15 protein-coding genes are annotated in these 15,060 nt (G+C 57.0%); 1 reads left to right on the top strand and 14 read right to left on the bottom strand.

All coding sequences use genetic code 11. The annotated features are described in order from the left end of the window. Positions 1 to 77 precede the first annotated feature (77 nt). From acpS to PG062_RS05620, 14 genes are all read right to left on the bottom strand, one after another. Entirely contained in the window at positions 78 to 455 is a 378-nt protein-coding gene (gene acpS / locus PG062_RS05685; protein WP_113998918.1) for a holo-ACP synthase, read from the bottom strand. Next, entirely contained in the window at positions 452 to 1,831 is a 1,380-nt protein-coding gene (locus tag PG062_RS05680) for a CCA tRNA nucleotidyltransferase (protein ID WP_158538787.1), read from the bottom strand. The genes acpS and PG062_RS05680 overlap by 4 nt, the downstream gene beginning before the upstream one ends. A 46-nt stretch (positions 1,832 to 1,877) precedes the next feature. Then, entirely contained in the window at positions 1,878 to 2,267 is a 390-nt protein-coding gene (locus PG062_RS05675; RefSeq protein WP_113998920.1) for a hypothetical protein, read from the bottom strand. A gap of 121 nt (positions 2,268 to 2,388) precedes the next feature. Next, complete coding sequence (locus tag PG062_RS05670; protein WP_270751540.1) at positions 2,389 to 2,832, bottom strand: GNAT family N-acetyltransferase; 444 nt, start codon at positions 2,830 to 2,832, stop codon at positions 2,389 to 2,391. A 378-nt stretch (positions 2,833 to 3,210) separates the two neighbouring features. After that, on the bottom strand, positions 3,211 to 4,230 hold the full coding sequence (locus PG062_RS05665) for a glycosyltransferase family 2 protein (protein ID WP_270751538.1): 1,020 nt from the start codon (positions 4,228 to 4,230) through the stop codon (positions 3,211 to 3,213). Positions 4,231 to 4,435: 205 nt separating this feature from the next. Next, on the bottom strand, positions 4,436 to 5,113 hold the full coding sequence (locus PG062_RS05660; RefSeq protein WP_270751537.1) for an HAD family hydrolase: 678 nt from the start codon (positions 5,111 to 5,113) through the stop codon (positions 4,436 to 4,438). Between the two features lie 305 nt (positions 5,114 to 5,418). Beyond that, complete coding sequence (locus PG062_RS05655; RefSeq protein ID WP_158538904.1) at positions 5,419 to 5,559, bottom strand: hypothetical protein; 141 nt, start codon at positions 5,557 to 5,559, stop codon at positions 5,419 to 5,421. A gap of 143 nt (positions 5,560 to 5,702) precedes the next feature. Continuing rightward, the gene (locus PG062_RS05650; RefSeq protein ID WP_256359671.1) at positions 5,703 to 5,828 is read right to left on the bottom strand and encodes a hypothetical protein; all 126 of its coding nucleotides are present in this window, start codon (positions 5,826 to 5,828) and stop codon (positions 5,703 to 5,705) included. 286 nt (positions 5,829 to 6,114) lie between these two features. After that, positions 6,115 to 6,531, bottom strand: a complete 417-nt coding sequence (locus PG062_RS05645) for a putative ABC transporter permease (protein ID WP_158538905.1) — start codon at positions 6,529 to 6,531, stop codon at positions 6,115 to 6,117. A 104-nt stretch (positions 6,532 to 6,635) separates the two neighbouring features. Continuing rightward, entirely contained in the window at positions 6,636 to 8,081 is a 1,446-nt protein-coding gene (locus tag PG062_RS05640) for a nicotinate phosphoribosyltransferase (RefSeq protein WP_270751536.1), read from the bottom strand. 227 nt (positions 8,082 to 8,308) lie between these two features. Then, the gene (locus tag PG062_RS05635) at positions 8,309 to 9,658 is read right to left on the bottom strand and encodes a D-alanyl-D-alanine carboxypeptidase family protein (RefSeq protein WP_270751535.1); all 1,350 of its coding nucleotides are present in this window, start codon (positions 9,656 to 9,658) and stop codon (positions 8,309 to 8,311) included. A gap of 157 nt (positions 9,659 to 9,815) precedes the next feature. Further along, the gene (gene recG / locus PG062_RS05630; protein WP_270751534.1) at positions 9,816 to 11,858 is read right to left on the bottom strand and encodes an ATP-dependent DNA helicase RecG; all 2,043 of its coding nucleotides are present in this window, start codon (positions 11,856 to 11,858) and stop codon (positions 9,816 to 9,818) included. A 96-nt stretch (positions 11,859 to 11,954) separates the two neighbouring features. Continuing rightward, entirely contained in the window at positions 11,955 to 13,655 is a 1,701-nt protein-coding gene (gene fakA / locus PG062_RS05625; protein ID WP_270751533.1) for a fatty acid kinase ATP-binding subunit FakA, read from the bottom strand. Positions 13,656 to 13,731: 76 nt separating this feature from the next. Beyond that, complete coding sequence (locus PG062_RS05620) at positions 13,732 to 14,085, bottom strand: Asp23/Gls24 family envelope stress response protein (protein WP_114000827.1); 354 nt, start codon at positions 14,083 to 14,085, stop codon at positions 13,732 to 13,734. A gap of 359 nt (positions 14,086 to 14,444) precedes the next feature. Between PG062_RS05620 and PG062_RS05615 the strand changes: the two genes are divergently transcribed. Beyond that, positions 14,445 to 14,912 (top strand): CBS domain-containing protein, encoded by a 468-nt coding sequence (locus PG062_RS05615; RefSeq protein WP_270751532.1) that lies wholly within the window; start codon positions 14,445 to 14,447, stop codon positions 14,910 to 14,912. Positions 14,913 to 15,060: the final 148 nt, after the last annotated feature.

Below are 15,060 nucleotides of genomic sequence, written 5' to 3'. Positions count from 1 at the left end.
GCGGGGAGGGGCCTTGAAATGTACCACAAACCACACAAATGCTTTGCCGTGCTTTACTGCTTGCGGCAAACCATGTATCACTCCACCCGTTCCAACACCACAAACGCACCGGCAAGGCCGGCCTCATGGGTCAAGCTCAAATGAGCCTGCAAATGGTTCTGCGCCATGAAACGGGCGGCTTTACCGGTAAATTCCAGGTAAGGCGCACCGCTTGGCTGGCGCAGGGCGGCGATTTCCGCCATGGAGAACCCGGAAAGGCCGGTGCCGCAGGCTTTCAAAAATGCTTCTTTTGCAGCAAAGTTGGCCGCGGCGGTTTCCGCCTGCTTCTTGCCCGTATGGGCGACAATGAGCTCCTGCTCCGCCGGGGTATACACATGCTGCAAAAATGCCGGGCGGGCAATGCTCTTTTCAATCCGGCCCACATCACACAGGTCTGTGCCAATGCCGTAAATCACAGCAGGCCCTCCTTTTCCAGCGCGGCCAGCAGGGCAGCTTTCTCGTTGGGCAGGCGGCCCTCCATCACGGCGCGCAGCAAGGTGTTCAGCGCCTTACCCACCGCGGGACCGGGGGTGATGCCTGCATCCATCAGGCTGGCCCCGTTCACGGCAAGCTGGCCTACCGTATAACAGGCGGTAGCCGAAAGTTCCAGCATCCGTCCCTCAAAAGCGCGCACCTGCTGTTCGCGCTGCATCACTCCTGCATTGCGGGCATGGGCGGCAAGATCCGCGAGCTTCAGGCGGCAAAGGCGCTGCAAAAATGCGGCACCATAGCGGTTCAGCATGTTCAGGATGCCGGCATCATCGCTGGGCAGGGCACCATCGTGGATAGCAACCAGCGCGCTGGCGCTTTCCACAAGATAAGTAGGCGCCTTGAGCCGCAGCAGAATGCTGCGCGCCATTTTACTTCCGGCCTGGTTGTGGCCGGGGAAATGCGCCGCGCCGTCCGGGCCGACGGTGCGGCATTCCGGCTTGGCCAGATCATGCAGAAAAACACTCCACCGCAGAATGCGGGCATTTTTATCGTCCATGCCCGCCACATCCAGCAGTTCCACCGCCACGGCGGTGTGCTGCCACACATCATAGCAGTGCCAGCGCCCCGGCTGGGTGCAGCCGATGCATGGCTCAATCTCCGGCACCGCCCCGGCAAGAATCCTGCCATAGCGGCTCAGCACTTTGCCCGCAGCGGGGGCGGCCAGCAGCTTATCCAGCTCGGTATAAATGCGCTCGGCGGAAATATTCTGGATGCTCTGCCGCATGTCCAGCGCGGCGCGCTCGGTGGCTTCCTCCAGAGCAAAATCCAGCTGGGCGGCCAGCCGCACCGCGCGCAGGATGCGCAGGGCGTCCTCGGCAAAACGTTCTTCCGGGTCGCCCACGCAGCGCATCAGGCAGGCGTGCAGGTCACTGCGGCCGCCGTACAGGTCGATCAGTCCCTCGCCGGGGGCATAAGCCATGGCGTTGATGGTAAAATCCCGCCGGGCAAGATCCGGCTGCACCTGCGGCACAAACTGCACGGCATCCGGGTGGCGGCTGTCATGGTACTGGCCATCCACACGGTAGGTGGTGATTTCGTAGGGTGTGCCGCCCACGATGACGGCAACGGTGCCGTGCTTTTCCCCCGTTAAGATCTGGCGGTAGGCGGAAAACACCGTCCGCACCTGTTCCGGTCTGGCAGAGGTACATATATCCCAATCGCCGGGGGTACGCCCCAGCAGGCTGTCCCGCACGCAGCCGCCTACGACATAGGCTTCAAACCCGGCGCGGCGCAGTGCCCCCAACAGGCGGGATGCCGCCGCGGGAATGCTGATTTTGATTTGCGGTTCATGGCCAGACAAGGCGGTCACTTCCCCTCTGCAAGTATTTCAGCCGCACGGCGGTTTATCAGCCAAAGTTCCATTCTTCGGCAAGGTCTACGCAGCAGGCCACACAATCGCCTTCCTCACGCAGGGCGGCAATCTTAGCTTCAGCTGCTTCGGCATCCGGCATCCAGGTAACAATAAAAAAGTTCTCCGCCGGAACGCCGTAATACACCCAGGTGCCATCGGCACGCACCAGGTCTGCCAGGTGGTCCAGTTCCTCGCCGTCGGTCAGGCCCTGGCCTTCTTCGGCGTAAATCATTTCCGGCTGCACCTGCATGGAATCGATCACGGTAATGCTGCTGTTGATGTAAGTATCGCGGTCGGTGCTTTGGTCGCTGTTTTTCCACGCGGTAGCAAACGCTTTTACAAGCAGCTCCCGCACTTCCAGCATTTTATCGCCTTGCTGATACATGATAACTCTCTGCCTTTCCATTTATAAATATATAATACAGTATAACACGAAACAGGCCTGCACGCCATAAGAATAGAAAGAATTTTGGCGCGCGCCCCGTAGGGCAATGCCGAGCAGTGCTTTACCCCCGCCGCATATACAAAATCGGGTACGGGCCTCCCTGTTCATCCAGCTCACTGCGGCGGTATACGGCAAAGCCCATGTGCCGGTAAAAACCGGCTGCCGCCGGGTTCTGCTCGTTCACGGTCAGCTCACTCACGCCGTACTGCTCCATGCCAAGGCACAGCAGGCGGGCACCAAGGCCCTGGCCGCGCGCCTCCGGGTCCAGAAAGAGCATTTCCAGCCGGTTCTCCTGCACGCCCATAAAGCCGACCGGTGTGCCGCTTTCATCCTGCGCAACAATCAGGTGTTCCACCCCGCACAGGGCCTGCGGAACATAAGTACGGATAGCGGCAATTTCCGGCACAGACAAAAACAGGTGGGTTGCCTGCACAGAGCGCTGCCATACCTCCACCAGCTGTTGGACCAGCTGCGGGGGCCGGGCAGAAACTTCGGCTATTTTCACGGTGATATCCTCTCTTTTGTTTTATGCTCTAAGGCAATACCGCATAATTCCCGCCTTGCGGCTTAAGCACCGCTCCGGCGGCTGCGGCACGGCATCTGCGTTGCCAAAATGCTCGATAATGTCGGGTTGCGGTACCCGCATCGTGCTTCGGGGGCAAAAGCCCCTCGCACTCTGCGACCGCTGCCCCTGCTTCGGTTCGCTGTTTCCGCCACTGGCGGCGCTCACCTTTGCAGGATCCAGTATTATCTGCGCTTTTGGCTTGGCATCTGCCGCACCTCGCTCGCCGTATCGGTACTTAGAATTATGCGGTATTGCCCTAAATCCTGTAATAACAAACAACGGGGAGCTGCCAGGCAGTCCCCCGTTGCTTGTTATTATTTAGTTGAACTTAAAGATTTTTTGTGCCACATGGTAGCCCCACAGGGTGATCTTGTGACCCAGCGTACCGGGCAGGTTGCAGGCACCGGCGACGGAATAGCGGCACTTGTTGTACACGCGCTCATCGTGGTTTTTCAGGTACTGCCACAGCTCGGTCTTTTTTTCAAAAGCCTCCGGGCGGCCATCCATCGTCAGGAACACGCTGGAGATCGCCATCATCATGGACAGATAGTTGAACATGTAGGCGCGCAGCTTTTTCTGGCTTTCCGGCAGAGCATACAGATCCACCGCGTCGATCATGATCTTGGTCACGCGCAACTGCTGGTCCACGCGCTTGACCATCACGCTCTCATTCACGCTCTGGTCATCACGGCCAATAAAGTAACGGTACAGGTCAATATCCATATAGTACAGACGCTGGCAGAGCGGCAGCGGCTGGTAGACGAACACGTTATCAACATAGAAGGTATGCTTGGGCAGCTCCAGGCCGCTGTCACGCAGGATCTGGGTGCGGTAGATGACGGTGTGCATCAAAATGTTCTGGCTCGGCGGAAAACGGCCGATCTCATCCCAGGAAAACACACGGTCCTGCGGCAGAATACTCTTGTAGCTGACGGTGTGGTGGGTGTTATCCACCACATGCTCGTACACATAGTTGCACATCAGCAGGTCCACCGGCTGCTCCATGGCGGCAAAACCGCGCAAGGTCTGCATGATCTTTTGCAGAGCTTCGGCATCCAGCCAGTCGTCAGAGTCCACGACTTTGAAGTACATACCGCTTGCGTTGCGGATGCCCTGGTTGACACCCTCGCCATGGCCACCGTTTTCCTGGTGGATGACCTTGACGATGTTGGGGTATTTTTCAGCATAGGCATCGGCAATTTTGCCGGTGTCGTCCTTGGAGCCGTCATCTACAAGGATGATCTCGGCCTCCTCCCCGGCGGGCAGCAGCGTTTCTACGCAGCGGTCCATATAGGCTGCGGAATTATAACACGGTACGGTAAAGGTGATCAGCTTCATAACAGGCCTCAATTCTTAGGCAACACCGCACAATTCCCGCCTGACGGCTTAAGCACCGCTCCGGCGGCTGCGGCACGGCATCTGCGTTGCCAAAATGCTCGATAAGACATCCAGTATTATCTGCGCTTTTGGCTTAGCATCTGCCGCACCTCGCTCGCCGTATCGGCACTTAGAATTATGCGGTATTGCCCTTATAGTTTCATGCTTATTTGCGGGGTGCGGGGCCGGTCTGCTGCACATTTTGCAGCCAGTCCTGCCAGGTGCGGCTGGCAAAATCCGCCGTTTGGGTAATCTGCGGCCAGAACTCTGCCATTGGTTCATCATAAATGCCAACGGTGGCGAAACCGGCGGCGCGTGCGGTGGCAATCCCCACGGGGGAATCCTCAAACACGGTTGCCTGCACGGGGTTCTGCACGCCAAAACGGTGCAAAGCATCCAGATATACATCCGGCTTCTTTTTGCCGTCAGGGTTCTTGCAGTCCACCGCAAATTCAAACCAGCGCATCAGCCCGTGGGAGGTCAGCGCGGCTTCGATCAGCGGTGTTTCGGTGCCGGATGCCACGCACATGCGCATACCGCGTGCGTGCATGGCTGCCAGCACCTGCTCAACGCCCGGCTTTACGGTGGCTTCCTGCGCATAGCCGTACCGCGCTTCGGCACGGATCAGCTCTGCGCATTCAGGCTCCGTCAGCGGCACGCCAAGCTGCTGCACAAACATCGCGGCGGTTCCTTCCACCGTAAGGGTCATGTTGGCCATGCGCTGTTCATGGGTGATGGTTTTGCCATATTTTGCAAGGATGCGGTCCGTTACATGGTCCCACATGCCGGTGGAGCACAACAGGGTGCCATCCATATCAAAAATTGCGTAAGGGGTCAGTTCCACGGCGTACCTCACAATCGTTTTGGGGTGCAAAATTGTACCCTGCAATAAGCAATACGTTTTAAGGATACTAAATTTTGCAAAAAAAAACAACCCCTCCGGCATAACCATTGCCGGAGGGGCTGCGCACCGGGTGGGTGGCCTGGTGCCTGCTTGCTTGTTTCAAGGTGCAACAAACAGTATTATGGTGAATCAATCATCCATATCCTATTTATGCCCTATTCGTGGTAAATTCCGGTCAGAGCCGCATCCTTCTGCGCACCATTACCGTGTGCGGGTCCAATCGTCGAGAACGATACGGTACCGTCTTAGTACTCCCGGTCGAAGCGGCAGAAGTCATGAACGCCGGAGGGGATCACGTCGTTGTAGACATCTTCCGGCAGGTTATAGGCTTCCTCACTGTCCAGAATACCACGTACCCACTTTGCAAACGAACGAAGGTTCAACATTGCAACCCCATCTCCTTTCTGTCTTTATTATATCCAGCGCAGGGGGATTTTGCAATGCACGCTTTGTACAATCTTACAAAAGTTTTTTGTATATTATAAACTATTTCGTTATTTTGTATATTTTGCAGCTTCATCTGTACGCGTCACGCGGACATTTCGTCTTGGTAGTCCTCCCATGCCTCCTGCATGGTATCGGCGGAAAAAAGGAACTCGCCCGTTGCGGAATAAACTTCAATGTGGCCTGCTACATACCGGAATTGTGCTGTCATGGGAACCCCTGCCTTTCTGCTTTGCTATGGGCAACACCGCACAATTCCCGCCTTGCGGCTTAAGCACCGCTCCGGCAGCTGCGGCACGGCATCTGCGTTGCCAAAATGCTCGATAATACATCCAGTATTATCTGCGCTTTTGGCTTGGCATCTGCCGCACCTCGCTCGCCGTATCGGCACTTAGAATTATGCGGTATTGCCTATGGTTTTATTATAGCAGACATCCAGGGCGATAAACCGGACTTCCAGTCCTCGCAGACGAAAAAGCAGGGTGATAAAGTGTACTTTAAGCCTTTGTGCGGGCCACATAGGCGGCAAAACCGCGCAAAAAGCGCATCATACCCAGCACCCACAGGCACAAAAGGAACCAGAGTGCCGTGTATTTTGGGCACACAAGCCCGGCAAGGTTGCCCCATTCCTGGCTGTAATCCCACACCTCAACATGCAGCAGACGGCGGCAGGCAAGCCCGGTGCCCAGTTCCAGCACCGAAACCCCAACCGCGCCGATCCCCGCCAGCAGCGGGGTGGGCAGTGGCAGGCGGCCGAGGGCATCCAGTGCGCAAAGGCAGGCCCCGCCCGCCAAAAACATCGTCCAATGGGTTGTGCCGCGCCAGGCGATCTCCAGCGCAAGGTACGCGGTACCGCCCATGGCAAACAGCACCAGCTGCCCCGGCGCAGCCAGACGGTGGAAACAAACAGACATACAAACGCCCCCTGTACAGTATGGAAGAATGACCCCGTCATCCTTTGCCATAGTATGTGCAGGGGGCGCAGCTTGTAACCATTTTGTAATAAAATTACAGCATTTTATTTGGACAGCTTCTTCAGCAGTTCGCTGCGGGTATCCCACAGGTTCCTGCTCAGGTCAACATAATAGCGGTGCGGGTTTTCAAAGCGTTTTACTTCGTCCCACAGGGTGCCCACCTGGGCTTTGCAGAACTTGCGGATATCAGCCAGGTTGGGGCTGGTGTAAACGCGCTTGCCGTTCTCATAGATCGGGGTGGAAATGCAGCGGGCAGTGCTGTTGACATAGGTACATTCCTTCCAGGTCTCGATGGGGTCAAACAGGGTAATGCCGTTCTTGGTGTCCACCACTTCGTCTGCCATAGTGATCAGGTCTGCCTGGGCTTTGCCGTCCTCATCATAGATACGCCATACCTTTTTCAGGCAGGGAATGGTCATCTTTTCCACGGATTCGGAGAGCTTCATCTTGGGGGTATAGCTGCCGTCATCCTCTTTCACTGCGGCCAGCTTGTACACGCCGCCAAACACGGGGTCGCTCTTGGCGGTGATCATGTTCTCGCCAATACCAAAGCTGTCCACACGGGCCCCCTGCAAAATCAGGTCGCGCACGATGTATTCATCCAGAGAGTTGGAAGCGCAGACGGTGCAGTCCGGGTAACCGGCGGCATCCAGCATCTGGCGGGCCTTTTTGGAAAGGTAGGCAATATCGCCGGAGTCAATGCGCACACCTTTGGGGCGCTTGCCCATCGGCTTCAGCACTTCGTCAAACACCTTGATGGCATCGGGCACGCCATGGCGCAGAACGTTGTAGGTATCCACCAGCAGCACGCAGTTGTCCGGGTACATCTCGGCATACTTCTTGAATGCGTCATACTCGGTGGGGAACATCTGCACCCAAGAGTGTGCCATAGTGCCGGATGCCGGGATACCGAAGTCACGGGCAGCCATCACGCAGGAGGTGGAGCCGCAGCCGCCGATGTAGGAAGCGCGGGCGCCAAAGTAGGCGGCGTCATACCCCTGGGCACGGCGGGCGCCAAACTCCATAACCGGACGGCCAGCGGCAGCGCGGCAGATGCGGTTTGCCTTGGTGGCAATCAGGCACTGATGGTTAAAGGTGACCAGCAGCAGGGTTTCCAGCAGCTGGCACTCAATAGCCGGGCCTTCTACGGTCACAATGGGCTCCTGCGGGAAGATGGGCATGCCCTCTTCAATCGCCCAGATATTGCAGTGCAGCTTAAAGTTGCGCAGATAGTCCAGGAACTGCTCATTGAAAGCACCGGTGGAGCGCAGATAATTGATGTCTTCCTCGGTAAATTTCAGGCTGTCCACTGCGTTGATGAACTGCTCCAGGCCGGCCATAATGGCGTAACCGCCGCCGTCCGGCACCTTGCGGAAGAACATATCAAAGACGGCAATTTTATCCTTATACCCTTCGTCCAGGTAGCCGGCCGACATGGTAAGCTCATAAAAATCCGTCATGGTTGTCAGGTTGCGTTTTACATCCAACATAGTACAATGTACCCCCTTATGGCTGGCTGGTGCCCGCCATTATTTCTTAGGCAACACCGCACAATTCCCGCCTTACGGCTTAAGCACCGCTCCGACGGCTGCGGCACGGCATCTGCGTTGCCAAAATGCTCGATAAGACATCCAGTATTATCTGCGCTTTTGGCCTAGCAGCTGCCGCACCTCGCTCGCCGTATCGGCACTTAGAATTATGCGGTATTGCCCTTATTTCAATCGTTCGGTTTATTTTTGCGTTTTGGGGTCGGTTGCTCCACACGGCGCACCGTAAGCAGCATAACATACACCCACAAAACCGCATAGACAGCAGCCGCTATGATGCAAAGCACAATAACGACCTTGAAATAAGTGCTTGAAAAGAAAGCCTTTACCTTCGCCATGGTATACAATAGCTCGTTGCGGTCCACGCTGCTGCCGGCCAAAAGGTCCACCGTGCCAACGGTTTCGCCCTGCATGGTAACGGTAACGGTACCCACCACATCGCCCTGCTTGATGGGCGCGGAGAGGTGCTCCGGAACATTAAAGATCTTTTCCGTCAGCTCTGCCCCGCCCTGCCGCGGCAAAAGGGTCTGCATATCATCCGCCGGGTAGATCATTACCGTATCCGTCTGGGAGGAATACACAATAGGCAGCTCGGTGATGGGCTGGGTGGTATCCAGCGCCGCGGTTACGGTAAAGGTGGCGAACGCCCAATCCATCAGCTCGGCGGTTTCGGTCAGCGCCGGGCGCGGGTCTTCGTCCGTTTTGGGACTGTGCAGCACCACGCTGACATAGGTTTCGCCGTCCTGGGTGTGCCAGCCCGCAAAATTCTGCCAGTCATCCAGGCTGCCGGTTTTGCCGCCTTTGGTGTAAGAGCGGTAATAGTTGCTGCTGGGCGAAACCAGCTTATCACTGGTCAGGATGGTATAGGGCGAATCATGCTTGGTGGAGGCCGGCATCTGGTAGCTTTCCTCCCCTGCCGCCTGGGCAAAGGCATCATAGCCCATAGCCACCCGCACCAGCAGGTAGGCATCCCGCGCGGTGGTCACGTTGCCGGGATCCAGCCCGCAGGGGTCAGTAAAGGTAGTGCCGGTGCAGCCGATGCGGGCAGCTTCATCGTTCATCATGGCCACAAAGTTATCAATGCTGCTGCCGCTCATATAGTCTGCCACGATATACGCTGCCTCGTTGGCGCTGGGTAGCAGCATGGCATACAGCAGGCTGCGCAGGGTATGGGTCTCGTCTTTCCAGATATCCGCCGTGGAAGCATTTTTGCCGTACAGGTAATCATAGATATAGCCCGGCGCTGTAATGCTGATGGTATCCAGCTGGTCCTGGTAGCTTTCCAGCATCAGGATCATGGTCATCAGCTTGGTCAGGCTGGCGGCGGCCATGGGGGTTTCGCTGTTTTTTTCATAAACAACCAGCCCCGTATCGGTGTTAGCCACATAGGCTGCCTCTGCGGTAACAGAAAATCCCGGTGTCAGGTTGGGGGCATCGGCGGTTTCCTCCGCTGCGGCGGGCAGGACCAGCAGCACCGCCAGCAGCAGTACCGCAAGGCAGGCAGACAGGAATTGTTTCATGGCATGTCCTTTTTGGTTTGTCGGCCCAACCTGTAAAGTTATGTGTCAATACAGGTTAAACCTTAGTATAGCAAATTCTTTCTGCAAAAAAAAGAGATTATACAAAAAAATCAAAAATAATTTGGGCAGTTTTTTATTGGAAATAAAGATGTCAAGACTAATTCATGGCCCCGGCTGTGGCAAACAGGCGCTCCACTTCGTCCGAAAGGGCTTTGTGCTCCGGTTTGGCCAGGTTGGGGTCCAGGGCCAGCAGGGCTTTGGCTTCCTGCTGGGCAACGGTCAGGGTGCGGGTATCCTGCACAAGGTCCGCCACATGCAGGGTGGGCAGGCCGTGCTGTGCCTCGCCGAAAAAGTCGCCTGGGCCGCGGGTTTCCAGGTCATACTTGGCAACGGCAAAACCATCCGATGTGCGGCACAAAAAGTGCAGCCGCTGGCGTACCGCTTCTCCCTCGTTATCCGAAATCAGGATACAGCAGGAATTCGCCGCACCGCGCCCCACGCGGCCGCGCAGCTGGTGCAGTGCCGAAAGGCCGAACCGCTCTGCATTTTCGATCACCATTACGGTTGCATTGGGCACATCCACACCGACTTCAATCACGGTGGTGCTGACCAGCACATCCAGCTCCCCGGCCTTGAACTGCTGCATCACTTCATCTTTATCTTTCGGCTTCATTTTGCCGTGCAGCAGGCCGATGCGCCGCCCCGGCAGCAGCGGGCAGGCCACCTGCTCGTAATACTGCTTGACGGCTTTCATGCCGGAATCCATTTCGTTTTCCTCAATGGCCGGGCAGACGATATATACCTGATGCCCTGCGGCGATCTGTTTTTCCAGAAAGCCGTACATATCGCGGCGCTTTTTGCCAGTGATGAACCAGGTCTTGATGGGCTTGCGGCCGGGGGGCAGCTCATCCAGGATGGAGATATCCAGATCCCCGTACATCAAAAGCCCCAGAGTACGCGGGATGGGGGTTGCGCTCATGACCAGCAGGTGCGGGTTGTTGGCCTTGCCCGCCAGAATGCCGCGCTGCCGCACGCCAAAGCGGTGCTGTTCGTCCACAATGGCAAGGCCGAGATTTTTGAACACCACGCTGTCCGTCAGCACCGCATGGGTGCCAACCACCAGCCCGGCACGGCCATCCGCAATGGCGGCAAGGGCCACCCGCTTTTCGGCGGCTTTCATGCCACCCACCAGCAAGGTAACGTTGACGCCAAACGGCTCCAGGCGGTCGGCCAGGTTGGCGGCGTGCTGGCGGGCCAGAATTTCCGTTGGGGCCAGCATGGCGCTCTGCCAGCCATTTTGCGCGGCAAACCAGATGGCCGCAGCGGCCACCAGCGTTTTGCCGCTGCCTACATCGCCCTGCAGCAGACGGTTCATCGGGGTCTGGCCGCACAGATCATGGCAGATTTCTTCCGCCGAGCGGCGCTGTGCCCCGGTGGGTGCATAGGGCAGGCTGCGCCAGAACGGCGCAAGGTCCAGCTCCCGCATGGGGGCACCGGTAATTTTGCGGCCATGGCCTCGCATCAAAAATATGCCCAGCTGCAGGATATACAATTCTTCAAAGATCAAACGGCGGCGGGCGGCAGCGGCGTCCGCCGTGTCCCGCGGGGCATGGATGGCCCGCACAGCGTCCGCTTTGGGCGGCATGCGGTAGCGGGTCAGCAGCTCTGGCGGCAGCGGGTCATCCAGCTGGGCCACATATTCCAGCGCCAGCTGGGCGCAGCGGGTCAGGCGGGCGGCGGGCAGCCCTTCGGTGCTTCCGTAAACCGGCAGCAGGGGTGCCGCAGCAACCTGGGCTTCGGTGCGCACAAGCGGGTGCAGGATTTCCCGCCGGGTCATCATGCCGCCAACGCGGCCCTCGAAATAATATTCGGTTCCAGGTTCCAGCTTTTCCGCCGCATAGGGCGCGTTGAACCAGGAAAGCGCCAACATTCCCGTATCGTCCCCTGCCAGCACATGGGAGAGCATCCGCCCGCCTTTAATGCGCCGGTCCGGGTCCCGCTGCAGCACCGTTGCCTTTACACAGCAGTCCACATCAAACGGCGCTGATACTACCGTGTACGGCTGGGAATAATCAATATACCGCCGCGGATAGTGCAGCAGCAGATCCCGGATGGTATAAATGCCGAGCTTGGCAAACTTTTTGGCGTAAGCCGGGCCAACGCCCTTCAGGTATTGGATGTCGCTGTTGATATCCGGCATGGCTGCACCTCCTTCCGGTAGGGTTATAAACAAAGGACGAACATGCGTTTTGATGCACAAGTTCGTCCTTGAATGGTTTTGTCCGTTATGCCGGGATCATTCCACGCTGAGCATATAGTAGTAAACCGGCTGACCGCCATGGATATGGCTGACCTCCACGCTGGAGCCGCATTTGGACTGCACCAGTTCGGTGGTACGTTCGGCATCTTCCTCGCTGACTTCCGCACCGGAGATCACGGTGATGAACTGGCTGTCCTTTTTCTTCATGGAACGTGCCAGGCGGTAGGTCATCTTGGTAATGTCGCTGCCAGTGGCAACGATCTTACCGTTTTCCAGCGCCATGATCTCACCCTTACGGATGGGGCGGCCGTCAAACTCGCTGTCGCGGGCGGCATAGGTGATCAGGCCGGTAGCAACCTTTTCGGCGGCGGCCATCATGTTGACGGCGTTCTCCTCCGGGGCGACTTCGGGGTCAAAGTTCAGCATGGCGGTCATGCCCTGGGGCACGGTACGGGTAGGCAGAACCAGGACCTTGCGGTCAGCCAGCTTTTCTGCCTGTTCGGCAGCCATGATGATGTTTTTATTGTTGGGCAGCACCAGAACGGTCTTGGCGGGCACGCTCTGGATGGCAGCCAGGATATCCTCGGTTGCCGGGTTCATGGTCTGGCCGCCGGAAACAACGGCATCCACGCCCAGGTCCTCAAACACGGATTTCAGTCCATCGCCCGCCGCCACGGCAACAAAGCCATAGGCGCGGTCCGGGTCAACTGCAGCGTAAACAAAAGTTTCCTTTGCGCCGGTCTCGGCAGCCTTTTCCTCGGCTTCGGCCTGCTTTTCCAGGCCCTTGGCCTGCTTCTGGCGGGCCAGGAACTGCTCGTGCATGTTCTCGATCTTAAAATTGGTCAGGTAGCCATACTTGATGGCCTCGCTCAGCATCATGCCGGGGTCAGCCGTATGCACATGGCAGTTGGCCACATCGTCATCCTCGATCACAACAACAGAGTCGCCGTTGGATTCCAGGAAAGCGCGCAGGCGGGTGATGCTTGCTCCGGAATCCTTATGGACCAGGAACTGGGTGCAGTAGCCGTTTTTGATATCCTCAACCTTCATCAGGTCGTCGGTAAACACGCCCTTGCCCGCTGCGCTGGAATCCAGCTTCGGCTTGGCGGCAACCTCGGCACCGGCAACGATCTCGCCGCCGTCAAACACCTGCTTCATGCCCTCAAACACCCGCATGATGCCCTGGCCGCCGGCATCCACAACGCCAGCCTTTTTCAGCACAGGCAGCAGGTTGGGGGTGTCCTCTAGAGCTTTCTGGCCAGCTTCGCACACGGTGGCCCACAGCTGCGGCACATCGTCGGTTTCAGCGGCAACGGCAGCCTCGGCAGCCAGGCGGGTAACGGTCAGGATGGTGCCCTCGGTGGGCTTCATGACCGCCTTGTAAGCAGCTTCCACGCCCATCTGCAGGGCTTTGGCCAAGTCAGCGGCCTCGGCATCGGTTTTACCAGCCAGCGCCTTGGAAAAACCGCGGAACAGCAGGCTAGTGATAACGCCGGAGTTGCCGCGCGCACCGCGCAGCATGGCGGAAGCAGCGCTCTTGCTGGCTTCGGCCACCGTGCAGGTATCCGGCATGGCGTTCAGCTCGCTCAAGGCCGCGCCGATCGTCATGCTCATATTGGTACCTGTATCACCATCCGGCACAGGGAAAACGTTCAGCTCGTCCACGCGGGTACGTTGATTTGCAATATTGTTGGCGCCGGAAATGATGGCGTCGCGCAGTGTCTTACCAGTAATCATTCTAACAGTTGCACCTCATTGTAATTTTTGGGGAAACAAGCCGCCGGGGCAAATGCCAGCCGGGGCCCCCGCCGCTTTATTCGTCAATGATATCATCAACAAACACATCAATGCGGGCCACTTTCAGGCCGGTTGCATGTTCAACTTCATCTTTAACGCGGTGGGTAATGCTTTGCGTGATGGAAGCGATGTTCAGGCCATACCCCACTTTGATGTGCAGGGTGATGACCAGCCGCCCTTCCTGCTGGCTTACGGTAACGCCTTTTTCGGGCAGGGAGCCGTTGCGCAGCGCTTCGCGCACTGTGCTGGCGGCAGAGCTTTGGCCCATGGCGGCAATACCGTAACAGTTTTTGGCAGCTTCGGCCACAAGGCCGGAGAAGTAATCATTCGTAAGCGAAATATGTCCCAAAGGATTCACTCGTGTGATCATTTGCGTTCCTCCCTATGGAATACAGATGAATTCCCAGCTTCGGGTTTAACCCTTTTGCCGGGTTCCATGTGCGTCAGTTACAGCTAACGCAATTCTATTATACACGATTTGTTTCGGTTTGAACAGAGCTTTTTGTAAAAAGCCCTGCCGAAAAGGGAACAAAATTTGCAGCCTAATTTTTTACATCGGTTTTAACAATCCATTCACAAAGTTCTCCCAAACGGCGCGTATACTTAGTATTAGTAAAGGTCGTACTTTTAACGCCTGCCCCGGCAGTAGATGCGGGGAGCAGCAAAAGCCGCCGTACACAGTGCTTTCCCTTTCCATCAAGATAACCTGCAAAGGAGTTATTTTCCGCCATGAATCTGTTGTTCTTTTTAACGCCAAAACAGGACGTTTTATTTATCTATGAAGATTTTACCCTGCGCCAGACCCTTGAAAAATGGTCCAACCAGCGCTTTGCCACCATTCCGGTATTAAAACGCAACGGCGAATACCTGGGTACCATGACCGAGGGCGACATTTTATGGGGCATCAAAAGCATTCACGGGCTGGATATTGACGCCAGCGAGGATATCCCCATCGCCTCTTTCCCCCGCCGCCGGGATTACAAGGCAGTTCCCGTTACCACTGACATGCACGCTTTGCTGAACGCCGCCGTTGACCAGAATTTTGTTCCCGTGGTGGATGACCGCAACGTATTTATCGGCATTGTACGCCGTACCGCAATTTTGCAGCAGGTTGCCAAAGACTATGAGAGCCCAAAGGGCAATGTGATCCCGGAAACCGCTAAAAGCAAAGCCCGCAAGGAGGCGGCATTTGTGTAAGGGCAACACCGCACAATTCCCGCCTAGCGGCTTAAGCACCGCTTCGGCGGCTGCGGCACGGCATCTGTGTTGCCAAAATGCTCGATAAGACATCCAGTATTATCTGCGCTTTTGGCTTAGCAGCTGCCGCACCTCGCTCGCCGTATCG

It is taken from the genome of Gemmiger qucibialis, from assembly GCF_027689445.1.
Classification (GTDB): Bacteria; Bacillota; Clostridia; order Oscillospirales; family Ruminococcaceae; genus Gemmiger; species Gemmiger qucibialis.
The sequence above is the reverse complement of the archived record's forward strand: the minus strand, read 5'-3'. Positions and strand labels throughout refer to the sequence as shown.